Origin of the sequence: Mariniflexile jejuense (genome assembly GCF_042675665.1) — a bacterium.
Taxonomy (GTDB): Bacteria; Bacteroidota; Bacteroidia; order Flavobacteriales; family Flavobacteriaceae; genus Mariniflexile; species Mariniflexile jejuense.
This window is the reverse complement of the sequence record NZ_JBHTJI010000001.1, coordinates 853,619-879,150: the sequence shown is the minus strand read 5'-3', so window position 1 is coordinate 879,150 and position 25,532 is coordinate 853,619. Positions and strand designations below refer to the sequence as shown.

Genomic DNA, 25,532 nt, shown 5'->3' with positions numbered 1-25,532 from the left:
TAGATTTAAATTACAAATAGCAATTAATATGAAAACACAGGTTTCTTGTTTCAAAGAGTAAATCATATAAATATTTTATTGATACCCTAAGTTACCTTAAATTTACCATTTTAAGATACAATATAGTCAAGTAATGGTTAATTTAAAGTGCTTTGAATTATTATAAATTCAAACGTTGTAGTTTATATTTGTTACATAAAAAAGAATGATTTGTTGTTAAATCTTTAGGCGTTAAGTACATTTGTAACTAAAATAGACAGATAATATGAGTAAAGAAAATATAGTAACATTCGATGTTTTAATAGAGATACCAAAAGGAAGTAGAAATAAATACGAATACGATTTTACATTACACAAAATTCGTTTCGATCGTATGTTATTTTCTTCTATGATGTATCCAGGCGATTATGGTTTTATTCCTGAAACTTTAGCTTTAGATCAAGATCCACTTGATGTTTTAGTTTTAGGTCATCAACCAACATACCCTATGGTTGTTATGGAAGTAAGACCTATTGGTGTATTCCATATGACTGATGAAAAAGGACCAGATGAGAAAATTATTTGTGTGCCAGTTTCAGACCCAATTTGGAGCAAGAATAATGATATTAGTGATTTAAATCCACATAGATTAAAAGAAATAGAACACTTCTTTCAAGTTTATAAAGATTTAGAGAAGAAAAAAGTTGATACAGGTGGTTGGGGAGATGCTGAAGAAGCAATAAAAATTTACCATGAATGTGTTAAACGATATGATGAAAGTGAACACAAGAAAAAAAGAACATTTACTATCTAATTTATAGTATTCTCATTTTTTTTTAAAATAATTGAACCATCTTTAGTATAAGGTGGTTTTTTTTATCACTTATATTTTCCTATTTTTAGCGTCATTAATAATAATAATTTTAACCAACTAAATAATATGGAATTAATAGTGAATTTTTTGCCCCTTTTTGGTGTGCTAGCATTGGCATTTGTATTTATTAAAAGTGCTTGGGTATCAAAGCAAGATCAGGGTAATGAGCGAATGATAAAAATAGCCAAAAACATTGCCGATGGCGCCATGTCTTTCTTAAAAGCAGAATATAAAATTTTATCAATTTTTGTAATAGCTGTTGCTGTTTTATTGTATTTCAAAGGCAGTGCAGAAGCAGGTTCCAATGGTATGGTTGCTGTATCTTTTATAGTAGGTGCTATATGTTCTGCTTTAGCTGGCTTTATAGGTATGAAAGTAGCAACTAAAGCCAATGTAAGAACCACAAGTGCAGCTAGAACTTCTCTAGGAAAAGCTCTAGAAGTAGCATTTGCAGGTGGTGCAGTTATGGGATTAGGTGTTGTAGGATTAGGTGTTTTAGGTTTAAGCGGCTTATTTATGTTTTATAGTGCCCAAGGATGGGGAATTAATGAAGTGCTTAATGTACTTTCTGGGTTTTCATTAGGCGCATCATCTATAGCTTTATTTGCTCGTGTTGGTGGTGGTATTTATACAAAGGCAGCCGATGTTGGAGCCGATTTGGTAGGTAAAGTTGAAGCTGGTATTCCAGAAGATCATCCATTAAATCCTGCTACAATTGCAGATAATGTGGGTGATAACGTAGGTGATGTTGCAGGTATGGGTGCCGATTTATTTGAGTCGTACGTAGGTTCTATTATTGGTACAATGGTTTTAGGTGCAATTTTCACAACACTACCAGAATTTCAAACAGCTTTTGATGGACTTGGAGCTGTGTATCTACCTTTAGTATTAGCTGCTATTGGTATTGTTATGTCTATAATAGGAACATTTTTTGTGAAAGTGAAAGATGGTGGTAATCCGCAAACGGCATTAAATATTGGTGAATTTGGTTCAGCAGGTTTAATGGTTATTGCGTCATATTTTATAATAACCCATATGCTTCCTGCTTCTTGGAGTTTTGAAGGTATAGAATATTCTTCAATGGGTGTATTTTGGGCTACAATTGCAGGTTTAGTTGCAGGTTTAGCTGTAGGGAAAGTGACCGAATATTATACAGGAACAGGTAAAGCACCTGTTAATTCTATTGTTAGACAATCGGAAACAGGTGCTGCAACAAACATTATTGCAGGTCTAGGTATTGGTATGATGTCTACCATGATTCCAATTTTATTAATTGCAGCAGCTATTTTAGTATCGCATCATTTTGCTGGTTTATATGGTATAGCCATTGCAGCAGTTGGTATGTTGGCAAATACAGGTATTCAATTAGCAGTTGATGCTTATGGACCAATTTCTGATAATGCAGGTGGTATTGCTGAAATGGCAGAATTACCTAAAGAAGTTCGCGAGCGCACAGACAAATTAGATGCCGTTGGAAATACAACTGCCGCTATTGGTAAAGGATTTGCAATTGCTTCTGCAGCATTAACCGCTTTAGCATTATTTGCAGCATTTATGCATACAGCAAATGTAAAAGCTATTGATGTATCGCAGCCAGATATTATGGCAGGTTTACTAGTTGGTGGTATGTTGCCATTTGTTTTCTCAGCATTGTCAATGAATGCCGTAGGTCGTGCTGCTATGGCTATGATTGAAGAAGTACGTCGCCAATTTAGAGATATTCCACAGTTAAAAGCAGCTTTGGAAGTGATGCGTAAGTACGATTCTGATATGAGTAAAGCATCAAAAGAAGATCGCGCTATTTTTGATGCTGCCGATGGTTTTGCAGAATACGATAAATGTGTTGCTATTTCAACAAAGGCATCTATCAAAGAAATGGTTTTACCAGGTTTATTAGCCATTGCAGTACCAGTTGCTGTTGGTTTTATTGGTGGTGCAGAAATGTTAGGCGGTTTATTAGCTGGTGTAACTACATGTGGTGTGCTTATGGCAATTTTTCAATCGAACGCGGGTGGTGCTTGGGATAATGCCAAAAAAACTATTGAAGAACAAGGGAAAAAAGGAACCGATGCTCACAAAGCAGCAGTTGTTGGTGATACCGTTGGTGATCCATTTAAAGATACTTCTGGACCTTCATTAAATATTTTATTAAAATTAATGAGTGTTGTGGCGTTAGTTATTGCGCCTAGTATTGCTTTAAATTCTGAAGTGGTTACAGCGTATGTTTCTGATAATGCACAAGAACATGTTGAAATGATTACTAAAGAAGTAAAAGTTGATATGCATAAAAATGATGATGGTATCGTAAAAGCAGTTGTTACAACGGTGACAAATGAAAATGGAGATATAAAAACAAGTTATGAAACATTTGTTGGTTCTGAAGTTGAAGTTAAAGCTAATCTTGAAGTTTTAAAAACTTCTAAAAATAAAACAGTATTAAACCAAACCGAAACGATACAATAGTAATTAATAATAGTATTTTACTTTCATTTAAAAATAAACCACGCTACTGCGTGGTTTATTTTTTTAGTTACTTAACTTTTTTTGTGCATTACAAATAAAAGTTACTATATTTGAATTGGTTAACCAAATTGGTTTTCCAATTAAAATTAAGCTAAAAATGAGAAAAATTACTTTTATTCTATTAGTATTTGTTTGCAATGTTAATGCGCAATACGTTACAACAAATACTGAACTTTCAAATGCTATAAGTGCAGCTTCTGCTGGTACTACTATTATTTTGAAAAATCAAACATGGACTAATGTTCAAATAAGTATTAATAAAATAGGTACTTCAGCAAACCCAATTACTATCAAAGCAGAAACCCCTGGAAGTGTGTTTTTTGAAGGTGCTACCAATGTAAAATTAGGTGGAAGCTATATTTATTTTGAAGGTGTTGTGTTTCAAAATCCACCAGCTTCGGTAAGTACAGGAACTCCAATAATTGACTTTAGAACATCTAGTAGCTCTGAGTGTAATAATTGTAAGGTTACAAACATCAAGATAGATGCTTTTAATCAAGGTACTTCTCAACAAACAAGTGTTTTTAAATGGATTTTGTTACGTGGTTCTAATAATGAAATAAGCTACTCTTCATTTCTTGGAAAACATGGTGTAGGTAGTATTATTAATGATAATAGAGATTCATCTAATCCTAATTATCATAAAATACATCATAATTATTTTGCAAATAGAACACCTCAAGGTACTTCTGTAGTTAACGATGATAATGACCAAGATGCTATAAGAATTGGTAACAGTTCAACGTCCTTATCAAACTCCTTTACTGAAGTTTATGACAATTATTTTTACAATTTTGTTGGTGAGATTGAAGTGATTTCAAATAAAAGCGGTAGTAATAAATACTACAATAATACATTTGAAGATTATTCTGGCGCATTAACTTTAAGGCATGGTGATAATTGTGAAGTTTTCAACAATTTTTTCTTAGCAAATGGTAAATCATTTAGTGGTGGTATTAGAATAATGGGTGAAAATCATAAAATTTATAACAATTATATACAAGGTACTAGAGCTAAATACCCAAATAATTCTTCAACAAATGGTTTGGCGGGTATAAATATTCATAATGGAATATTGAATAGCCCTTTAAATGGATACTATCAAGTAAAAAATACGTTAATTGTAAATAACACCTTTATAGATTGCGATTTGGGAATTAGAGTTGGAGCTACATTTAGTTCTAGTACTCAAAATCAAGCGCCTCAAGATGTTGTTATTGGAAATAATTTAATGTTTGAAAACTACACAAGAGCTATACAGGTTACAACTCAATTGACAGGTACATCTTCTAAGTATGAAAATAATATAAAACAAAATGGTGTATTTGATTCGTTTGGATCTGTAACAGCAGCAGGAAATTTAAGTGTTAGTTCTGGTTTATTACAAGCGGTAGGAGTTTTGTATAAATTACCAGTTAATAGTCCGGCAATTGATTATGGATCGGGAATTTATACTTTTTTAACTAACGATGTTTTTGGTGGAATAAGAGAAGTGACTTTTGATGCTGGTGCTGAAGAATATGGAGCAACAGGAACAATTATGCCTTATACCCAAACAGATGTTGGCATTAAAGTTGGTTTTGGTGCATCTAATACATTATCAAATAATAAAGAAGTTATTAAAAAAGTAGGTTTTAAAGTATATCCAGTTCCAACTACCGATACATTAGTGGTGTTTTCTGAAACTACTACTATTAAATTTGTTAAAATATTTGATATTTCTGGAAAGTTATTATTTGAAACACAAGCAAACTTAAAAAAGATAGATATCGATATAAAACATTTTTCAAAAGGTGTTTATATTGTTGATGCCGATGGTTATAAAAGTAAATTTGTAGTAAAATGAAAAACAAAAATATATAAAAAACCACGTAACTAGCGTAGTTTTTTATATTTAATATTGTATTTAAAACAACCCATTTATTTCTGCATCAATGGTATTTATTACATAACCTAAATCTTCTGGCTTGTCAACAAAATCTAATTTATCAACATCAATAATTAAAAGTTTGCCTTTGTTGTAACCGTGTATCCAAGCTTCGTAACGTTCATTCAATCGACTTAAATAATCTATACTTATAGAATTTTCATAATCACGACCGCGTTTGTGAATTTGAGCTACTAAATTAGGGATGGTGCTTCGTAAATAAATTAACACGTCTGGTCCTTGCACTAGCGATTCCATTAAGTCGAAAAGCGATTTGTAGTTTTCATAATCTCTATTCGTCATTAAACCCATAGCATGCAAGTTTGGTGCAAAAATATGAGCATCTTCATAAATAGTTCTATCTTGAATAATGTCTTTTCCGCTTTCGCGAATTTGCAAAACTTGACGAAACCTACTATTTAAAAAATATACTTGTAAATTGAAACTCCAACGTTCCATTTGGTTGTAAAAATCGTCTAAATAAGGGTTGTCTACAACATCTTCAAGTTGTGGTTCCCATTTATAGTGTTTTGCTAGTAATTTTGTGAGTGTTGTTTTTCCAGCGCCAATATTTCCAGCTATTGCAATATGCATAATTTAATCGATTTTTAATTGGTATTTGTGTAGGGTTTCTGCGTTGTAAATATACAAGGTTTGGTTGGTTACAAAAAACTGATTTATTAACAAATTTGGTAGTGAAATAGGTATTGCCGCTTCAGAATCTTTCTTTAAGTAACTCAATGTATTGCCTTTTTTTAGCACAATATTTTCATTATCAATAGCCATAGTCTCAAAAGCATCTAAGGCTGTTTTCTGTGCTAAATTCCCAAAATAATCATACTTATATAAATGTGTTTTGGTTAGTACCCAACAAAAGTTGTAGTTACTCTTAATATCTAAAACAGGGTTTTTTATTGGTAATGTTTTTGCACGCGTTGTATTGGTTTTATAGTCAAAAAGCTCTAATTGAAGTGTATTTTCATTAAAAACCCAAAGTGTATTGTCTGCTCCAGTTGATATATGAGATATATTTTTATAATCAGAAAGCGTATTAAAATCAATTTTAAACATTTCGGCTAACCTATTATCTAAAACCAAAGCCGTATTAAAATCTTTATAAAACACATTAATTTTTAAAGGGTTGAAGGTGTTTACAGAAGTTATGTTACCCAACTGGAAATTATTGTAGCCAATATCAATTCCTTTAGTGTCTATACTGTTTTTAAATAACACGTTTTCTAAAACATAAAATGTAGTTTCAAAATTGTTCGAACTTATAAACGCATCAGCAACTAGTTCTTTTTTTTCTATTAAAGTAGCTTCAATAGATTTTTGAGTGCTATTTGGTAAGGTTAAAGCAAAAATTAAATATAAATAGTATTTCATAGTGAAGCGAAAAATACAAAATTTAATAAAATAAATTAGTCTTACTTTAAATTATAGCTTTCCGAATTTAATTTATGAATATTTTAACCTTTCTTCATTAAACTAATTGCAATTTTATCAGTCTAAATTATTTAAAATTATAATTTTAAATTCAAACTTAAAAAGCTGTTAGTTTATGAAACGCCATTCTTTTAAAATAAGTATTACCTGTTTTGTGTTTTTTATTTCTGTTTTTGCATTTGCACAAAAAGAATTTCAAGGAAAAGCCTACTACGAATCTAAAACCACTGTTGATATGAGCAATTTTGGAGGTGGCGAAATGAGTGAAGAACGCAAAAAACAAATTGCAGACCGAATGAAAAGCATGTTAGAGAAAACCTATGTTTTAACATTTAATCAATCGGAATCCATGTATAAAGAGGAAGAAAAGCTTGAAGCACCAGGTGGTGATGGTAACCGTTGGGGTGCAATGATGAGCAGTTTTACAGGTGGACCACAATATAAAAATGTAAAAAATAAAGAGTTATTACAAGAACAAGAATTTTTTGGAAAACAATTTTTAATTAAAGATTCATTACTAATGTTAAATTGGAAAATGGAAGGTGAAACCAAACAAATTGGGCAATATATGTGTTTTAAGGCAACAGCTACAAAAATAGTTGATGCTGTAGATTTTGCGAGTTTTAGAAGACCGCCTCAAAATCAAGATGAAACTGAAAAACCAACAACAAGAGAAATTCAAATAGTAGCTTGGTACACTATGCAAATTCCTGTAAACCAAGGGCCAGACGAATATTGGGGTTTGCCAGGTTTGATTTTAGAAGTTAATGCCGATAGAACTACCATTTTGTGTTCTAAAATAATAATAAACCCAGAAGTAAAAGATGTTATTAAAGTGCCTTCTAAAGGAAAGGAAGTTACAAAAGCAGATTATACAGATATTGTAAAAAAGAAAACCGAAGAAATGCGCCAAAACTTTAGAAATGGCGGCGGTAACCGTAGATAATATTTATAATTAATTGTCTTCATAAATTAATGAGAAAAACAATAATTGTGTTGCTATTTTTAGTAACAAGTTCGGTAACTTTTGCCCAAATAAAATTAGAAGGTGTTGTAAAAGATAGTATTGGAAACCCTTTAGAATTGGCTAATGTGGTTGCAATAAATCAAGAAACAAAAGTCTTAGATGCTTATGGCATAACAAACGATCAAGGTCGCTATAAACTAACTTTGAAAAAGAATACTACTTACAAACTTCAAACAAGTTATATAGGTATGAAAACTGGTGAATTGCTTATTGAAGTAAAAGAAGCAGATATTACCAAAAATATCACTTTGCAAAATGATAATACTTTAGATGAAGTAAACATTGTTTATGAAATGCCTGTTGTTATTAAAGGTGACACGCTAATTTATAATGCCGATTCTTTTAATAAAGGTACAGAGCGTAAGTTGGGCGATGTGCTTAAAAATTTACCAGGTGTTGAGATTAATGATGACGGGCAAATACAAGTTGAGGGTAAAACCGTATCTAAAATTATGGTTGATGGCAAAGAGTTTTTTGATGGCGATACCAAATTAGCAACCCAAAACATTCCTTCAAATGCGGTTGATAAAGTGCAAGTTCTAAAAAATTATGCCGAAGTTGGACAGTTAAGCGGCGTTACCAACAATCAAGATAACATTGCAATCAATATAAAACTTAAAGAAGGTAAAACTAATTTTTGGTTTGGAAATGTAACCGTTGGCGGCGGTACTTCAAACCAAAATGGACTGTATTTGTTTCAGCCTAAATTGTTTTATTATAGTCCAAAATACAGCATCAACACCATAACCGATTTAAATAATTTAGGTGAAATAGCTTTTTCACGTCGCGATTATTTCAACTTTACAGGTGGCTTTAGAAACCCAAGCAGAAGCAGCGGTACAAACATAAACTTAGGTAGCAATAACTTAGGGTTTTTAACAGCACAAAATAACCGCGCTAAAGATATTAATACCAAGTTTGGTGCAGCAAATTTTAGCTGGTCGCCAAATAAAGCGTTGGATTTAAGCGGATTCGCTATTTTTTCAAACAGTAAAACAGAGCTGCAAGAAAATAGAGATGTGCAATATACCAACCCCGATTTAGGCATTCCGGACGAAACTACAAATAGTAATACCACACAACGAAGCGATCTAGGAATGGTAAAACTATCGGCTAAATACAAACCTAATAGTAACAACCAATTAGATTATGATATTTTGGGTCGTGTATCAAAAGAATCGCAAAATCAAGATTTTTTCTCAAGTATTAATTTGAATATTGATGAAGTAGAAAGCTCAAGTCCATATAGTATTAACCAAAATTTAAACTATTATTACACGCTTGATGCCACAAATATTTTTGCTTTAGAAGTTCAGCATTTATTACAAGATGAAGATCCATTTTATAATGCTATTTTAGAAGATAAAGCAAACTATGATGGCACAGCCAATAATTTAGGGTTAGATGGTGCGCAAGTAGGCTATAATATTGCGCAAGATAAACGCGTAAAATCCAATCAAATGGATGCAAAATTAGATTATTGGAACATCCTTAATAATAAAAGTGATATCAATTTTACCTTCGGAACAATACTAAGTACACAACAATTTAACTCTGAAATTTTTCAGTTTTTAGACAATGGAGCTATCTTCAACCCAACACCAACTATAAATAGTGGTTTAGATGTAAATGATATTAAATACAATTTTAGTGATGTTTATTTAGCAGCGCATTACAGATTAAAATCGGGTAAATTTACATTTACACCAGGTGTTTCAGTGCACGCCTACGCTACAAACAATACGCAGTTTAACACAAAAACTACTGATAATTTTTTCAGACTTTTGCCAGATTTCACCACCTTAATTCAATTAAAAAAGAGTGAGCAAGTAACCTTTAATTATAAAATGCAAACACAGTTTACAGATGTATCTAAGTTTGCAAGTGGGTTAGTTTTAAATAGCTATAGCTCGCTGTATGCTGGTAGTCCAGATTTAGAAAATGCCCTATCGCACAATATAAACCTGTCGTATTTTAGTTTTAACATGTTTAACTATACCAATGTGTTTGCTAGTTTAAATTACAACAAAAGCATTGATAACATTAGAACGACGTCAATATTTGAACCAGGAAGTGTGGTGCGCGTTAGTTTGCCATTCAATTCTGGTTTAGCCGATGAAAGTGCTAGTGCAAATGGGCGTTTTCAGCGTACTTTCGGAAAACTTAGAGCTTCGGTAAATGGTAATTTTAATTATTCAAAATTCAATCAGTTTATTCAAAATGTACAATCGGTTAGCGAAAGTTTTTCACAAACCTATAGAACGGAATTAAGAACCAATTTTAAAACAGCACCAAATGTTGAGGTTGCCTACCGTTATACCATACAAGATAATAACCAAGGAAACAGTAACACTAAGTTTTATACAAAATCGCCATCTATCAATTTTGATGCTTTAATTTTTAAAACAATAACGTTTAATGCCGATTATTCATATAATAATTTTAGCGATGCTACAAAAACTTTAAATAGTTACGAGTTTTTAAACGCATCAATAAATTATCGAAAAAATAAAGATGCCAAGTTAGAATACGAAATAAAAGCGACTAACTTATTCAATACCAAGGCGCAGAATAATACAAGTACTAGTAATGTATCGGTTAGTGCAACCGAGTATTTCATACAACCTTTATTTGTATCGTTTAGATTGCGATACCAATTGTAAAATAGCGCACTTTTATTTTGCATAGTTGATAAACTATAATATATTTGCGCACGGTTTTGGGGAGATACTCAAGCGGCCAACGAGGGCAGACTGTAAATCTGCTGACTAAGTCTTCGCAGGTTCGAATCCTGCTCTCCCCACGGAATTTAAAAAGCAAGCTGAAAGGCTTGCTTTTTTGTTTTATTTTGTTTTTTGAGAAGGGTCGTTTAACGGTCTCGGCTATGAGTAGTTGCGTGAGTTAGCACTTAACTTTGCAAGTACACACCAAACTGAAAATCCGAGAGGATTTTCAGAAGTAGACGAGAACAAGCAATTACTTATAGCCATTGTTACCTGCCGTTTTTATATTTATTATATTACAAGAATTATCTCCATTATAAATTGGAAATCCAAATTCTGTTTGTATAGGTTTTTTGTCTCTTAATATAAAAGTTTTATAAAATTCAGTCTCCATTTTCTTGTTTCTTGAAGGTAGAAAACCGTAGAATTTACCGTGTATCTTTCTCATAAGTTTGTCAGAAACATTTAAAACAATTTCAGTATCTGGTTTATACTTATTCCTTATGGACTTTTTTATTATGAAAGAGTATTTATTCTTTTCCAACCGTTTTATTCTTGCCGAAACAATGTCGTCATCAGATTGTATTCGGTCATCTGATGTTTTGTCAATGAGGTTTCCATTTAAATCAAAACGATAATTAAAATATTCATATGTTTCAATTTTAAATGATTTTTCAGTTAAGAAGTCAAAGTCAAAACACCAAGTCATATGACTAACAGAATAAGAAACACTACACATATTGTCCAATAAATTCCCTAGAGTGAGTGTGTTTAATAATTTTTCTTTATTGTAAAAATGGACAACTTCAAAATTTGGAATCCCAAAGCCTCCACTATAATCATCAACAATTATTACATTTTCTCCGTTCTCTGATACTCGTGCAGTCTTTGTTTCAATTAATAGACTATCGTTTTTGATAGTATAGAGTTTTCTATTTGTCCTCAAATCATACAATCCCCAATAATATCTATCTGTATAAACTTTATTATCCGAAAAAATTGTGTCAGATGGTCTCAATTCGAAATAGCCATTTTTGCTTTTAAAAGAATATCTCAGTCTTGGTTCGTCAGCAAATACACTTTGAACCAATAATAAAGCTAAAAATGTTAAAAGTATTCTCATTGTTTTTCTCAAATGGCAGGTAACTTTTAAGATATGGATAGTTTTAATTATCTATATCAATAGATAAACGAAGGTAGTAGAAATTTTTTACAAAGTCAAGTTTGCAATAAACAAAAAAGACCGTCTAAAAAGACAGTCTTTTAAAAAAAAGTATTTCAAACTTACAAACCAAAAGCTGCTTTTACTTTATCAACGTAATCTAATTTTTCCCAAGTAAATAATTCAACATCTAAAGTTGTTGTTTCACCATTTGGTTGACTAAATGTTTTGGTAACGGTTTCGTTTTTGCGTCCCATGTGGCCGTAAGCAGCAGTTTCGCTGTAAATTGGCGCACGTAGTTTTAAACGTTCTTCAATGGCAAAAGGGCGCATATCAAATACGTTCGATACTATTTCGGCAATTTCGCCATCAGTCATATTAAAAGGGCAAGTACCATAGGTGTTAATAAAAATACCCATAGGTTCTACAACCCCAATCGCGTAACTTACTTGCACTAAAACTTCATCGGCAACACCTGCAGCTACTAAGTTTTTAGCAATGTGTCTGGTAGCGTAAGCAGCACTTCTATCTACTTTACTTGGGTCTTTTCCAGAAAATGCACCACCTCCATGAGCACCTTTTCCACCGTAAGTATCCACAATAATTTTACGTCCAGTTAACCCCGTATCGCCATGTGGACCACCAATTACAAACTTGCCCGTTGGGTTTATGTGGTATTTAATATCGCTATTGAACAAGTTTTGCAAGTTCTCTGGTAATTTAGCAACCACGCGCGGTATTAAAATGTCAACAATATCTTTTCTAATTTTTGCAAGCATGGTGTCGTCATCGGCAAAATCGTCGTGTTGCGTAGAAACTACTATGGCATCAATGCGTTGCGGAATGTTATCATCACTATATTCAATGGTTACCTGACTTTTAGAATCGGGTCTTAAATAGGTGATTTCTTTGTTTTCTCTGCGTAATTCAGCAAGCTCAATCAATATTCTATGCGATAAATCTAAAGCCAATGGCATAAAATTTTCGGTTTCGTTGGTTGCGTAACCAAACATCATACCTTGGTCGCCAGCACCTTGTTGCTCTTTGGTAGCACGGTCTACACCACGGTTTATGTCATCCGACTGTTCGTGTATGGCAGAAAGTACTCCACAAGAATTACCATCAAACATGTATTCGCCTTTGGTGTATCCAATTTTGTTAATGGTATCGCGTGCAATTTTTTGAACATCTAAATAGGTGTGTGATTTTACCTCGCCAGCAAGAATTACTTGTCCTGTGGTTACAAGGGTTTCGCATGCTACTTTCGAATCTTTATCAAAAGCTAAAAAATTGTCAATTAAAGCATCACTAATTTGATCTGCTACTTTGTCTGGGTGTCCTTCAGAAACACTTTCAGAAGTAAATAAATAGGCCATTTTCAATATATATTATACGGGAGATTTGACGATAACGTCGAAGGGAGTTTGCACTGCCTTTAGCATTTTTGCTTATACCAGAAATTTGGTGGTATAAAGAGGTTGCAATCAGTCAAATCTTTCCTCTATTATTTATAGCGCAAAAGTAAAAAAATAAAAGGAAAAGCAAATTGTTTTTTACTTTTTTAACTAATAAATTGGATGTTACATTTTTAATTTAAATATTTGTCTTTCATAAAATGAATAAACAAATATTAAATAGCGTTTCTGTAAATGTCGTTGTGATAATTTCACACCGATAGGAAGGCTTATTTATAAATTATAGTAAATATTAAAAGCCTTCCGTAATTGGAAGGTTTTTTTATTGAATATTTTGAGTGTTTTGAACATCATAAAAATATTTATTTAATTATCTGAAAAACAAATTGTTATATTATTTTTAAATACAATGAATTTAACCTTAAATAAGAAAAAACAGCCTCTGCAAAACCATAATAAATTAATTTCGAGCATTAATTCTATCGAAATTAAAGAGTTTTTAATGTAAATCATAAATTTATTTAAATATCAAATAGAATTAACAAAAAGCATAAATTATCAATACAAACAATGAATAAACTTAATAAACACAGTAGTAGATTAACACAAGATGTATCTCAACCAGCTTCACAAGCTATGTTATATGCCGTAGGTTTAACCGATGATGACATGCAAAAAGCCCAAGTTGGTATTGCAAGTACAGGTTATGATGGTAACCCGTGTAACATGCACTTAAACGGTTTAGCTGCCGAGGTTAAAATTGAATGTAAAATTGCTGGTTTAGTAGGTTTAGGGTTTAATACCATAGGTGTTAGTGATGGTATTTCTATGGGAACTTCAGGGATGAATTATTCTTTGGCTTCAAGAGATATTATTGCAGATTCTATAGAAACGGTTATGCAAGCCCAAAGTTATGATGCGCTTATCTCTGTTGTAGGCTGCGATAAAAATATGCCAGGTGCCGTCATTGCTATGTTGCGTTTAAACCGTCCGTCCATCATGATGTATGGTGGTACTATTGCATCAGGAAAATATAAAGGAAGAAAATTGAATATTGTATCAGCTTTTGAAGCTTTAGGGCAAAAAGTAGCTGGTGAAATTGGTGAAGAAGAGTATAGAGAAATTATAAAAAGTGCTATTCCAGGAGCAGGTGCTTGTGGTGGTATGTACACAGCAAATACCATGGCTTCGGCTATAGAATGTATGGGCTTTGCGTTACCTTATAACTCTTCCATTCCTGCAGAAAATCCAAATAAATTATCAGAAGCCGAAAGAACTGCGATTGCCATCAAAAATCTTTTGGAATTAGATTTAAAACCTTTGGATATTATTTCAAAAAAATCGATTGAAAACGCCATTGCATTGGTAAATGCTTTAGGTGGTTCAACTAACGCTGTATTGCACTTTTTGGCAATTGCACATGCTGCTGATATAGAATTTACATTAGAAGATTTTCAACGTGTAAGTGATAGAACGCCATTGATAGCCGACTTAAAACCAAGTGGAAAATATTTAATGGAAGATGTTCACGGTATTGGAGGAACACCTGCCGTAATGAAGTATTTACTGGATAATGGTTATTTACATGGCGATTGTATGACTGTTACCGGAAAAACATTAGCGGAAAACTTAAAAGATGTAGAACCACTTGTTTTTGAAAATGACCAAGACGTTATTTATCCAAAAGATAAAGCATTAAAATCTTCAGGAAACCTTCAAATTCTTTATGGTAACCTTGCAGAAGAAGGTGCTGTGGCAAAAATTTCAGGAAATGAAGGATTGCTTTTTGAAGGAAAAGCGGTGGTGTATGATGGGGAACAAGCAGCAAATACAGGTATTTCTAATGGTGAAGTCGCAAAAGGAGATGTTGTCGTCATCCGTTATGTGGGTCCTAAAGGCGGTCCGGGTATGCCAGAAATGTTAAAACCAACCTCTTTGATTATGGGCGCAGGTTTAGGAAAATCGGTTGCTTTAATTACAGACGGACGTTTTTCTGGAGGAACACACGGGTTCGTGGTAGGCCACATTACACCAGAAGCACAAGAAGGCGGTACTATTGGGTTGTTAAAAACAGGCGATATTATCCGAATTAGTGCTGAAGACAATACCATTAATGTATTGCTTTCTGATGAAGAATTAGCAGAAAGAAAATCTAAATGGGTACAACCAGAATTAAAACATAAAAAAGGAATTTTATATAAATATGCACGATCGGTAGCTTCAGCATCAAAAGGATGTGTTACCGATGCATTTTAAATAGTAATGTTTTGTCATTCCTGCGTATGCAGGAATCTCATCAATTAAAGTTGAGACTATGAATACACAAACAGCAAATAAAAAACAAGAAGTGGCAGAAGAAACCATGCGTATTACAGGAAGTGAAGCCATTATAAGATGCCTATTAGCCGAAGGAGTTGATATCCTTTATGGATATCCAGGAGGTGCTATTATGCCAGTTTATGATGAATTATATAAATTTAGAGACCAAATTCATCACGTATTAACACGTCATGAGCAAGGTGCTGCACATGCGGCGCAAGGTTATGCGCGTATTTCTGGTCGTGTTGGTGTTGCTATGGCAACATCGGGTCCAGGAGCAACAAATCTTATTACAGGAATTGCAGATGCACAAATAGATTCTACACCAATTGTGTGTATTACGGGTCAAGTGTTTTCACATCTTTTAGGAACTGATGCTTTTCAAGAAACCGATATTATAGGTATCTCTACACCTGTAACTAAGTGGAATCATCAAATTACAAAAGCATCTCAAATTCCAGAAGTATTAGCAAAGGCTTTTTATATTGCTAAAAGTGGTCGTCCAGGACCTGTATTGATAGATATCACTAAAGATGCGCAAGTAAGTGAATTGGATTTTAAATATGAAAAATGTACAGGCGTTAGAAGTTATACACCAGTGCCAAAAACCAGTTCTGAAGCGGTACAAGCTGCTGCTCAATTAATAAATGCAGCAAAAAAACCAATGATAGTTTGGGGGCAAGGCGTTATTTTAGGGCAAGCAGAAACAGAATTAAAAGCGGTTATTGAAAAGGCAGGAATTCCTGCTGCTTGGACTATTTTAGGTGCTTCAGCTATACCAACATCACATCCATTAAATGTAGGAATGGTAGGGATGCATGGTAATTATGCGCCAAATAAATTAACGAATGAATGCGATGTACTTATAGCAATAGGTATGCGTTTTGACGACCGTGTAACAGGCAGTTTAAATACCTATGCAAAACAAGCTAAAATTATTCATTTTGATATTGACCCAGCTGAAATTGATAAAAACGTAAAAACAGATGTGGCTGTTATTGGCGATTCAAAAGATAGTTTAGCAAAATTATTACCGTTATTAAACGAAAACAAACACGATTCATGGTTACAAGAGTTCAAAGATTTGTATGCTATCGAATTTGAAAAAGTAATAAAAGGTGATATTCACCCTACTAAGGAAGGATTAACCATGGGTGAAGTTTTAAAGCAAATAAACATTGAAACAAAAGGAAATGCTGCAATTGTTTCAGATGTTGGTCAACATCAAATGATAGCTTGTAGGTATTCTGAATTTAATGTAACTAAAAGTAACATTACTTCAGGTGGTTTAGGTACTATGGGTTTTGCGCTACCAGCAGCTATCGGTGCAAAAATGGCAGCACCAGATAGAGATGTAGTTGCTATTATTGGTGATGGTGGTTTTCAAATGAATATTCAAGAATTAGGCACCATTTTTCAACAAAAAACCCCAGTAAAAATTGTGGTTTTAAATAATGAATTCTTAGGAATGGTTCGCCAATGGCAACAGTTGTTTTTTGATAAGCGTTACGCTTCTACTGAAATGACAAATCCAGATTTCGTAACCATAGCAAAAGGTTATTATATTCAAGGAAAACGTATTTCTAAACGCGAAGAATTAGAAGATGCTGTTAAAGAAATGATAGCGTCTAAAGAATCGTATTTTCTTGAAGTATGTGTGGAAAAAGAAGATAATGTATTTCCAATGATTCCTTCAGGAGCATCGGTTTCAGATGTGCGTTTAAGTTAAATAGTTAGGAAAAATGAACGAAGATATAAAAACATTTACCATTTCAATATATACCGAAAATAACATCGGTTTATTAAATCGTATATCTGCTATTTTTCAGCGCAGACATATTAATATTGAAAGCTTAACAACCTCGCAATCAGAAATTGAAGGTGTAAACAGATTTGTAATTGTGGTAAATATTACAGAGTCTCAAGCGAAAAAAATAATAGGGCAATTTGAAAGACAAGTTGAAGTTATAAGAGCATATTACCATAAAGACGAAGAAACAATTTATACTGAGTCTTGTATGTTTAAAATAAAATCGGGGTTATTATTTGAAGAACCTCAAATTCAAAATATTATAAAAGAAAGTAATGCTAGAATTGTAACTGTAAACAAAGAATTTTTTGTTTTAGAAAAGTCTGGTAGAAGAAATGAAATTGAATCTTTACGTCGAGATTTAAACGTGTTTGGTATCATGCAATTTGTACGTGCCGGACGCATTGCAGTAACAAAAGACGAAATGAAAGTAACCGAAGCGCTTTTGGCCTTCAATAATCATAATAACTAAAATTAAAAATGGGAAATTATTTTAACACACTATCGTTAAGAGATAAATTAACACAACTATCTAAGTGTCGTTTTATGGATGCTTCAGAGTTTGAAGATGGTGTAAATGCTTTAAAAGGTAAAAAAATTGTTATCGTTGGGTGCGGTGCTCAAGGGTTAAACCAAGGGTTAAACATGAGAGATTCTGGTTTAGATATTTCTTATGCTTTGCGTGCAGAAGCTATTGCTGAAAAACGTAAATCGTTTGTAAACGCATCAGAAAACGGATTTAACGTTGGTACTTACGAAGAATTAATTCCAACAGCAGATTTAGTGTTAAACTTAACACCAGACAAGCAACATACAAGCGTTGTAAAAGCGGTAATGCCTTTAATGAAAAAAGGAGCAACATTATCATATTCTCATGGTTTCAATATTGTAGAAGAAGGAACTCAAATCCGCGAAGATTTAACAGTTATTATGGTGGCGCCAAAATGCCCAGGAACCGAGGTAAGAGAAGAATATAAAAGAGGTTTTGGTGTGCCAACATTAATTGCGGTACACGAAGAAAACGATCCAGAAGGAAAAGGATGGGCACAAGCAAAAGCCTATGCTGCTGCAACTGGTGGCGATAGAGCAGGTGTTTTAGCATCATCTTTTATTGCTGAGGTGAAGTCTGATTTAATGGGTGAGCAAACCATTCTTTGTGGTTTATTACAAACAGGTTCAATCCTTTGTTTCGATAAAATGATTGAAAAAGGTATTGATGCTGGATATGCTTCAAAATTAATTCAATACGGTTGGGAAACTATAACTGAAGGTCTTAAATATGGTGGAATTACCAACATGATGGATCGTTTGTCTAACCCAGCAAAAATTAAAGCTTTTGAACTTTCTGAAGAATTAAAAGATATCATGCGTCCATTATTCCAAAAACATATGGATGATATTATGGAAGGTCGTTTTTCTAGCGGTATGATGGAAGATTGGGCTAATGATGATAAAGATTTATTAGGATGGAGAGCAGCAACTGCTGAAACTGCTTTTGAAAAAACACCAGCTGGAAACGTTGAAATTTCAGAACAAGAATATTACGATAACGGGGTATTAATGGTAGCTATGGTAAGAGCAGGCGTGGAATTAGCGTTTGAAGCTATGACCGATTCTGGAATCATTGATGCATCTGCTTACTACGAATCGTTACACGAAACACCACTTATTGCAAACACTATTGCAAGACGTAAATTATACGAAATGAACTCGGTTATTTCTGATACAGCAGAGTACGGTTGTTATTTATTCGATCATGCTTGTAAACCTTTATTAGCAGATTTTATGAAGAAAATTGATACCGACGTAATTGGAAAAGCGTATGCTAAAGACAACGGTAAAGCGGTTGATAATGCTAAGTTAATTGCGGTAAACAAAGCCTTAAGAGAACATCCAGTTGAAAAAGTTGGGTCTTTTTTAAGAGCGTCTATGACAGCTATGAAGCCAATAGTTTAGTAATTAAAAATTTATTTAATGACCAAGGAAAATCAAACATATTTCCCTAGTCTTAAAGATATAAAAGTAGCTGCCGATACCATTAAAAAGGTATCGGCAGTTACGCCTTTAAGCCCTAGCCTCAGATATTCTAATCAGTTCAATGCCAATATTCTTCTAAAGCGTGAAGACCTTCAGCAAGTACGTTCGTATAAAATTAGAGGTGCTTATAATAAAATAAGTTCACTTTCTGTAGAAGAATCTAAAAATGGCGTTGTTTGTGCTAGTGCAGGTAACCATGCTCAAGGTGTGGCATTGTCATGTAAACTTTTAAAAATTAAAGGCACAATTTATATGCCATCACCAACACCAAATCAAAAGGTAGAACAGGTAAAAATGTTTGGTGAAGATTATATTGATATTAAATTAGTTGGCGATACTTATGATGATGCATATCACGCATCTATGCTAGAATGTGAGGCATTTCAAAAAACGTTCATTCATCCGTTTGATGATAAAAAGGTTATTGAAGGTCAAGCAACTATTGGTTTAGAAATTTTAGAGCAAGCTACACAACCCATCGATTACGTGTTTATTGCTGTTGGTGGTGGTGGTTTAGCGGCGGGTTTGTCAACCGTTTTTAAAGAATTATCACCCAATACAAAAATTATAGGCATTGAGCCAGAAGGCGCACCATCAATGTCAGTTTCAATAGAAAATAACCAAAATACGGAGTTAGAAACCATCGAAAAATTTGTTGATGGTGCTGCTGTAAAACGTGTGGGCGATTTAACATTCAATATTTGTAAAACGAATTTACATGCCATGGTTAGTGTTCCTGAAGGTAAGGTGTGTGAAACTATTTTAGAACTTTATAACAAAGATGCTATTGTGGTAGAACCTGCAGGAGCGTTAAGTATTGCAGCATTAGATTTTTATGCTGAAGAAATAAAAGGGAAAAACGTAGTATGTGTTGTAAGTGGTAGCAATAATGATATTACACGTACTGCCGAAATTAAGGAACGTGCTTTATTATACGCCAACTTAAAACACTATTTTATAGTGTTGTTTCCACAACGCGCAGGAGCATTAAAAGAATTTGTTGTTGATATTTTAGGTCCAAATGATGATATTACCCATTTTCAATATACCAAGAAAACCAATCGTGAAAATGGTTCGGCAGTAGTTGGTATTCAATTAAAATCTGCAACCGATTTAGAGCCTTTAATTGCTAAAATGAAGCAACGTAATTTTTATGGCGATTACCTAAACAACAAACCAGAGTTGTTTCAGTTTTTGGTTTAAAATTTAATTTTTTAGTTTTTTTGTTCTCGAAAACGTTTGAGTTTTATGCATTTTGTTAATATGTATTTAATACGTTAAGAATACGATATTTATTGACATCTGATTGTTTTTAAAGTCTTTATCTATTGAAAATATAGGTATCTTAGCTATAGTTTTTAACTAATATGTATTAAAAATGAACACAACATTTTCAGAAATTCCAAACGAATATAAAATCACAAGTCTTCTACATCAAAAAACCTATTTGGTTGATGGCGAATTAAAAACTTGGAACGGAAAAACTACTGAAGTTTATTCAACAATATCTTCAACAGAAAACTATAAACCAACAGTTTTAGGAACCATTCCAGAGTTGGGTGAGCAGGAAGCAATAGAAGCTTTAAATTCCGCTTTAAACGCTTATGATAATGGTCAAGGGTTATGGCCTACAATGAAAGTAGCTGACAGAATTGCTTGCATGGAAACCTTTGTAAAGCAAATGAAAACCAAGCGCGAAGATGTTGTAAAACTACTTATGTGGGAAATAGGTAAAAATCTGCCAGATTCACAAAAAGAATTTGATAGAACTGTTGATTATATTTACGACACTATTGAAGCTTACAAACAAATTGATCGCGATTCAGCAAAATTTGAAAAAAATGAAGGCGTTTATGCACACATTCGTCGTGGTCCTATAGGTACGGTATTGTGTTTAGGGCCATATAATTATCCGCTTAATGAAACATTTACATTACTAATTCCAGCTTTAATAATGGGTAATACTGTTATTTTCAAGCCAGCAAAAATTGGCGTTTTATTAATTTCACCGTTATTAGAAGCTTTTCAAAATAGTTTTCCAAAAGGCGCGGTTAATATTATTTATGGTCGTGGTCGTGTATTGGCATCACCCATTATGGGTTCGGGGAAAATAGACGTATTGGCTTTAATAGGTAATAGTAAATCTGCAAATGCTTTACAATCAGAACATCCAAAAGGAAATAGGTTGCGTATGGTATTAGGTTTAGAAGCTAAAAACCCAGCAATTGTTTTACCAGATGCCGATTTAGATTTGACAGTTGATGAATGTATTGCAGGTACTTTGTCTTTTAACGGACAACGTTGTACGGCTTTAAAACTGGTTTATGTTCATGAGTCCATTGTAGATGAATTTAACAAACGTTTTACTGCAAAAGTTGATGCTCTTAAATTTGGAAATCCATGGGAAGCAGGTGTTAAATTAACACCATTACCAGAAATTGAAAAGCCTGCTTATATTCAAGAATTAATTGATGATGCAAAAGCTAAAGGAGCAAGTATATTAAATGCCAAAGGAGGTGATACTACTAAGAATTTTATTTTTCCAGCAGTTTTGTATCCTGTAAATAAAACCATGCGTGTTTTTGAAGAAGAACAATTTGGTCCTGTAGTTCCAGTTATTCCATTTTCAAATATTGAAGAACCACTTGATGATATGGCACAATCTAATTACGGGCAACAAGTAAGTTTGTTTGGTGGCGATATAAAAACCTTAGCACCGTTAATAGATACATTGGTGAATTTAGTTTGCAGAGTTAATTTAAACAGTTCTTGCCAACGTGGTCCAGATGTATATCCATTTACTGGTAGAAAAGATTCAGCTTTTAGCACTTTAAGTGTGCATGATGCATTGCGCTCATTTTCAATAAGAACCTTCGTAGCCTCTAAAGATAATGCGTATAATAATGCTATATTAAAGGAATTATTAGATAAAAAATCATCTAATTTTATAAGTACAGATTATATCTTGTAAAAAGTGTAAAAAAACAACAAATTTCATTGTGTATTTAGGTTTAAAATATGCAATGAAATTTGTTTAATATGAGATATTTATAAATAAATGAACATAAATAAGTAGATATTGATAATTTTTGTAAAAAAGTAATTGCTTTTATTACTTTGTATTAAATAAAATTATAGTTTTACACTATGAATACATTAAAAAATAAAATACGTCCTTCATCACCCGGTTTCCGCGCGAGCATTACTCGTCGCAGCTTCTAGTCTTTCTGTGAGCAATAACCAAAACGTAATTTAATTTTTTTTATAGTGTATAATATGTCATCCATAAAGTTTCAAAGTTTTTTCAGTTTAGTAATCAACACATATTTCATGTGTCGCATTTACCCGCGTCGCCCTTAGGGGTGTGTCTTTATTTTTCGAGCTAGGTGTATCCAGTTCAACATAAAAAAATTAACTTTAACTTTTAATACATTTTTAAAATTATAATGGAAATTGTAATTGCCGATAAATCACATTCAAAATACGCAGAAATTATTTGCGATACTATTGCAGAATCAGCAGCTGTTAGAGGAACTGGTATTGCAAGACGAACCCCAGAATATATTACCAAAAAGCTAGAAAACGGTAACGCAGTTATTGCTTTAGATGGCGATAAATTTGCAGGGTTTTGTTATATAGAACTTTGGGGGCATGGTAAATATGTTGCCAATTCAGGTTTAATTGTGCATCCAGATTACCGTGGTGTTGGATTAGCAAAAAAAATAAAGCATAAAGTATTTAAACATTCTAGAACTAAGTTTCCAGACGCAAAAGTATTTAGTATCACAACAGGATTAGCGGTTATGAAAATGAATACAGATTTGGGTTATAAACCTGTGCCGTTTTCAGAATTGACAGACGATCCAACATTTTGGGATGGCTGTCAAACTTGTAAAAACTATGATGTTTTAACACGTACTAACCGTAAAATGTGCTTATGTACAGGCATGTTATACGACCCTAAGGCTAAAAAATCTGAACCAATAAAAATTAAAGAAAAGGTTTTTGATAGATTAAAACACATCAAAGAAACCATGTTTTTAAAAAAAGATAAAAATTAAAAAATGAAAAAATTAGTAATAGCATATAGTGGCGGATTAGATACATCATATTGCGCAGTTAGTTTATCAAAAAAGTTTGAAGTTCATGCCGTAAGTGTAAACACAGGTGGATTTACAAAAACAGAAATAGAACACATTGAATCAAACGCCTATAAAATGGGTGTTACAACTTATAAAAACATTGATGCTGTTGCCACTTTTTACCAAAAAGTAGTGAAGTATTTAATTTTTGGTAATGTATTGAAAAACAACACCTATCCATTGTCAGTAAGTGCAGAGCGTATCATTCAAGCTATTGAAATTGTGGAATACGCAAAAAGTATTGGTGCAGAATATATTGCACATGGTAGTACAGGAGCAGGAAACGACCAAGTGCGTTTCGATATGATTTTTCAAACATTGGCACCAGAAATTCAAATCATTACCCCAATTAGAGATGAAAAATTAACCAGACAACAAGAAATCGACTATTTAAAAGAAAATGGTATCGATATGTCTTGGGAAAAAGCAAAATACTCGGTTAACAAAGGACTTTGGGGAACCAGCGTTGGTGGTTCAGAAACCTTAACGTCTGATAAACCATTGCCAGACAACGCTTATCCATCGCAGTTAAAACATGCTGAAGATGAAAAAGTAAAATTAACTTTTGAAAAGGGCGAATTAGTTGCTGTAAACGGTATTGAAAACGATCCTGAAATTAATATAGAAACTTTAAACAATCTTGCAAAAACCTATGCTATTGGTCGCGATATTCACGTGGGAGATACCATAGTAGGTATAAAAGGACGTGTTGGTTTTGAAGCGCCAGCAGCTTTAATTACCATAAAAGCGCATCATTTATTAGAAAAACACACGCTTACCAAATGGCAATTGCAGCATAAAGAATATTTAGCGAGTTTCTATGGCATGCATTTACATGAAGGTCAGTATTTAGATCCAGTAATGCGAAACATTGAAGCCTTTTTACAAAGCAGTCAAGAGGTTGTAAGTGGTGACGTTACAGTAACTTTAAGACCATACCATTTCACTTTAGATGGTATTACTTCTGAACACGATTTAATGAGTGCGAAATTTGGAAGTTACGGTGAAGAAAACAAAGGTTGGACAGCCGATGAAGCCAAAGGATTTATTAAAATCTTCGGAAATCAAAATAAAATTTATCATCAAGTTAATTCTTAATTTGATTTGAAATCTTCAAGGTTTCAAAGTAAAAAGATTAAAATGAAAAATATCAAAGTAGGTATTATTGGAGGCGCAGGTTATACAGCGGGCGAGTTAATTAGATTGTTAATTAACCACCCTAACGCTGAGCTTGATTTTGTATACAGCACTTCCAATGCAGGCAATAAGATTAGCAACATCCACCAAGATTTAATGGGGGATTTAGATATGAAATTCACAGATACTGTCAACCCAAATGTTGATGTGTTATTTTTATGTTTAGGTCATGGAAATTCAGTGAAGTTTTTATCGGCTAATACGTTTTCAGCTACCACTAAAATTATCGATTTAGGAAACGATTTCCGACTTGAAAAAGACAAAGTTTTTAATGGGAAAACCTTTGTATATGGCTTGCCTGAATTACAAAGAGATGCTATTAAAAAAGCAGATTATATAGCAAATCCAGGTTGTTTTGCTACTGCTATTCAATTGGCTTTGTTGCCATTGGCGGAAAAAGGATTGCTTACAAACGATGTGCATATTAATGCGGTTACGGGCGCTACTGGTGCTGGAACCTCATTGTCTGAAACCTCACATTTTCCTTGGAGAGATAATAACTTTTCATATTACAAGCCGTTTACGCATCAGCATTTAGGTGAAATTAATCAGTCGGTTAAACAATTACAGAATGGTTTTACTTCTGAAATTTTGTTTATGCCAAACCGAGGTAATTTTTCCAGAGGTATTTTTGCAACAGTATATACCAATTTTGAAGGTACTTTAGAAGAAGCAAAAGCCATGTTTGAAGCGTTTTATAAAGATGCCAAATTCACATTTGTTTCTGATGAGGTGTTACATTTAAAACAAGTAGTAAACACCAATAAGTGTTTAATTCATTTACATAAACACAACAACAAATTATTAGTAACAAGTATTATTGATAATTTATTAAAAGGAGCTTCAGGTCAAGCCATACAGAATATGAATTTGATGTTTGGTTTGGAAGAAACAACAGGTTTGCAATTAAAAGCGACTTATTTTTAATCCAAGAACAAGCAACCAATAACA

General features: G+C 33.1%; 18 protein-coding genes and 1 tRNA gene. 15 read left to right on the top strand and 4 right to left on the bottom strand.

The window, feature by feature from the left end; translation table 11 throughout:
* Window positions 1–265 precede the first annotated feature (265 nt).
* The 3 genes from ACFQ1R_RS03830 to ACFQ1R_RS03820 all read left to right on the top strand — a co-directional run bounded on the left by ACFQ1R_RS03830 (window position 266) and on the right by ACFQ1R_RS03820 (window position 5,222).
* Window positions 266–793 (top strand): inorganic diphosphatase, encoded by a 528-nt coding sequence (locus ACFQ1R_RS03830; RefSeq protein WP_379924782.1) that lies wholly within the window; start codon window positions 266–268, stop codon window positions 791–793.
* Between the two features lie 126 nt (window positions 794–919).
* On the top strand, window positions 920–3,316 hold the full coding sequence (locus tag ACFQ1R_RS03825) for a sodium-translocating pyrophosphatase (protein WP_379924781.1): 2,397 nt from the start codon (window positions 920–922) through the stop codon (window positions 3,314–3,316).
* A gap of 157 nt (window positions 3,317–3,473) precedes the next feature.
* Window positions 3,474–5,222 (top strand): chondroitinase-B domain-containing protein, encoded by a 1,749-nt coding sequence (locus tag ACFQ1R_RS03820; protein WP_379924780.1) that lies wholly within the window; start codon window positions 3,474–3,476, stop codon window positions 5,220–5,222.
* Between the two features lie 60 nt (window positions 5,223–5,282).
* On the opposite strand, the gene ACFQ1R_RS03815 is transcribed toward ACFQ1R_RS03820, so the two are convergent.
* Window positions 5,283–5,897, bottom strand: coding sequence for a deoxynucleoside kinase (locus ACFQ1R_RS03815; protein ID WP_379924779.1), 615 nt, complete (start codon window positions 5,895–5,897; stop codon window positions 5,283–5,285).
* A gap of 3 nt (window positions 5,898–5,900) precedes the next feature.
* On the bottom strand, window positions 5,901–6,689 hold the full coding sequence (locus ACFQ1R_RS03810; RefSeq protein WP_379924778.1) for a hypothetical protein: 789 nt from the start codon (window positions 6,687–6,689) through the stop codon (window positions 5,901–5,903).
* Between the two features lie 175 nt (window positions 6,690–6,864).
* Here ACFQ1R_RS03810 and ACFQ1R_RS03805 point away from each other — a divergent pair, with 175 nt between their 5' ends.
* From ACFQ1R_RS03805 to ACFQ1R_RS03795, 3 genes are all read left to right on the top strand, one after another.
* The gene (locus ACFQ1R_RS03805; protein ID WP_379924777.1) at window positions 6,865–7,695 is read left to right on the top strand and encodes a GLPGLI family protein; all 831 of its coding nucleotides are present in this window, start codon (window positions 6,865–6,867) and stop codon (window positions 7,693–7,695) included.
* A 29-nt stretch (window positions 7,696–7,724) separates the two neighbouring features.
* Complete coding sequence (locus ACFQ1R_RS03800; protein ID WP_379924776.1) at window positions 7,725–10,439, top strand: carboxypeptidase regulatory-like domain-containing protein; 2,715 nt, start codon at window positions 7,725–7,727, stop codon at window positions 10,437–10,439.
* Between the two features lie 58 nt (window positions 10,440–10,497).
* A tRNA-Tyr gene (locus tag ACFQ1R_RS03795) sits at window positions 10,498–10,579 on the top strand.
* Window positions 10,580–10,752: 173 nt separating this feature from the next.
* Here ACFQ1R_RS03795 and ACFQ1R_RS03790 read toward each other — a convergent pair.
* Entirely contained in the window at window positions 10,753–11,622 is an 870-nt protein-coding gene (locus ACFQ1R_RS03790; protein WP_379924775.1) for a hypothetical protein, read from the bottom strand.
* A gap of 161 nt (window positions 11,623–11,783) precedes the next feature.
* On the bottom strand, window positions 11,784–13,037 hold the full coding sequence (metK, locus tag ACFQ1R_RS03785) for a methionine adenosyltransferase (RefSeq protein WP_379924774.1): 1,254 nt from the start codon (window positions 13,035–13,037) through the stop codon (window positions 11,784–11,786).
* Between the two features lie 609 nt (window positions 13,038–13,646).
* On the opposite strand from metK, the gene ilvD reads away from it, so the two are divergent.
* From ilvD to argC, 9 genes are all read left to right on the top strand, one after another.
* Window positions 13,647–15,332, top strand: coding sequence for a dihydroxy-acid dehydratase (gene ilvD, locus ACFQ1R_RS03780; protein WP_379924773.1), 1,686 nt, complete (start codon window positions 13,647–13,649; stop codon window positions 15,330–15,332).
* Window positions 15,333–15,390: 58 nt separating this feature from the next.
* Window positions 15,391–17,124, top strand: coding sequence for a biosynthetic-type acetolactate synthase large subunit (ilvB, locus tag ACFQ1R_RS03775; RefSeq protein WP_379924772.1), 1,734 nt, complete (start codon window positions 15,391–15,393; stop codon window positions 17,122–17,124).
* 13 nt (window positions 17,125–17,137) lie between these two features.
* Window positions 17,138–17,677, top strand: a complete 540-nt coding sequence (ilvN, locus tag ACFQ1R_RS03770; protein ID WP_379924771.1) for an acetolactate synthase small subunit — start codon at window positions 17,138–17,140, stop codon at window positions 17,675–17,677.
* 8 nt (window positions 17,678–17,685) lie between these two features.
* The gene (ilvC, locus tag ACFQ1R_RS03765) at window positions 17,686–19,161 is read left to right on the top strand and encodes a ketol-acid reductoisomerase (RefSeq protein ID WP_379924770.1); all 1,476 of its coding nucleotides are present in this window, start codon (window positions 17,686–17,688) and stop codon (window positions 19,159–19,161) included.
* An 18-nt stretch (window positions 19,162–19,179) separates the two neighbouring features.
* A complete protein-coding gene (ilvA, locus tag ACFQ1R_RS03760; protein WP_379924769.1) occupies window positions 19,180–20,445 on the top strand; it encodes a threonine ammonia-lyase IlvA in 1,266 nt (421 codons plus the stop codon).
* Between the two features lie 175 nt (window positions 20,446–20,620).
* Complete coding sequence (locus ACFQ1R_RS03755) at window positions 20,621–22,213, top strand: NADP-dependent glyceraldehyde-3-phosphate dehydrogenase (RefSeq protein ID WP_379924768.1); 1,593 nt, start codon at window positions 20,621–20,623, stop codon at window positions 22,211–22,213.
* Between the two features lie 475 nt (window positions 22,214–22,688).
* The gene (locus tag ACFQ1R_RS03750; RefSeq protein ID WP_379924767.1) at window positions 22,689–23,303 is read left to right on the top strand and encodes a GNAT family N-acetyltransferase; all 615 of its coding nucleotides are present in this window, start codon (window positions 22,689–22,691) and stop codon (window positions 23,301–23,303) included.
* 3 nt (window positions 23,304–23,306) lie between these two features.
* Complete coding sequence (locus tag ACFQ1R_RS03745) at window positions 23,307–24,482, top strand: argininosuccinate synthase (RefSeq protein ID WP_379924766.1); 1,176 nt, start codon at window positions 23,307–23,309, stop codon at window positions 24,480–24,482.
* 42 nt (window positions 24,483–24,524) lie between these two features.
* On the top strand, window positions 24,525–25,508 hold the full coding sequence (gene argC / locus ACFQ1R_RS03740; protein ID WP_379924765.1) for an N-acetyl-gamma-glutamyl-phosphate reductase: 984 nt from the start codon (window positions 24,525–24,527) through the stop codon (window positions 25,506–25,508).
* The last annotated feature ends 24 nt before the right edge of the window (window positions 25,509–25,532 follow it).

Coding starts and splice junctions, on each gene's coding strand:
- ACFQ1R_RS03790 (WP_379924775.1), bottom strand. CDS start 11,622: ATGAGAATACTTTTAACATTTTTAGCTTTATTATTGGTTCAAAGTGTA.
- ACFQ1R_RS03755 (WP_379924768.1), top strand. CDS start 20,621: ATGAACACAACATTTTCAGAAATTCCAAACGAATATAAAATCACAAGT.
- ACFQ1R_RS03815 (WP_379924779.1), bottom strand. CDS start 5,897: ATGCATATTGCAATAGCTGGAAATATTGGCGCTGGAAAAACAACACTC.
- ilvN (WP_379924771.1), top strand. CDS start 17,138: ATGAACGAAGATATAAAAACATTTACCATTTCAATATATACCGAAAAT.
- ilvB (WP_379924772.1), top strand. CDS start 15,391: ATGAATACACAAACAGCAAATAAAAAACAAGAAGTGGCAGAAGAAACC.
- argC (WP_379924765.1), top strand. CDS start 24,525: ATGAAAAATATCAAAGTAGGTATTATTGGAGGCGCAGGTTATACAGCG.
- ACFQ1R_RS03805 (WP_379924777.1), top strand. CDS start 6,865: ATGAAACGCCATTCTTTTAAAATAAGTATTACCTGTTTTGTGTTTTTT.
- ACFQ1R_RS03750 (WP_379924767.1), top strand. CDS start 22,689: ATGGAAATTGTAATTGCCGATAAATCACATTCAAAATACGCAGAAATT.
- ACFQ1R_RS03825 (WP_379924781.1), top strand. CDS start 920: ATGGAATTAATAGTGAATTTTTTGCCCCTTTTTGGTGTGCTAGCATTG.
- ACFQ1R_RS03810 (WP_379924778.1), bottom strand. CDS start 6,689: ATGAAATACTATTTATATTTAATTTTTGCTTTAACCTTACCAAATAGC.
- ilvC (WP_379924770.1), top strand. CDS start 17,686: ATGGGAAATTATTTTAACACACTATCGTTAAGAGATAAATTAACACAA.
- ACFQ1R_RS03830 (WP_379924782.1), top strand. CDS start 266: ATGAGTAAAGAAAATATAGTAACATTCGATGTTTTAATAGAGATACCA.
- ACFQ1R_RS03820 (WP_379924780.1), top strand. CDS start 3,474: ATGAGAAAAATTACTTTTATTCTATTAGTATTTGTTTGCAATGTTAAT.
- ACFQ1R_RS03800 (WP_379924776.1), top strand. CDS start 7,725: ATGAGAAAAACAATAATTGTGTTGCTATTTTTAGTAACAAGTTCGGTA.
- ilvA (WP_379924769.1), top strand. CDS start 19,180: ATGACCAAGGAAAATCAAACATATTTCCCTAGTCTTAAAGATATAAAA.
- ACFQ1R_RS03745 (WP_379924766.1), top strand. CDS start 23,307: ATGAAAAAATTAGTAATAGCATATAGTGGCGGATTAGATACATCATAT.
- metK (WP_379924774.1), bottom strand. CDS start 13,037: ATGGCCTATTTATTTACTTCTGAAAGTGTTTCTGAAGGACACCCAGAC.
- ilvD (WP_379924773.1), top strand. CDS start 13,647: ATGAATAAACTTAATAAACACAGTAGTAGATTAACACAAGATGTATCT.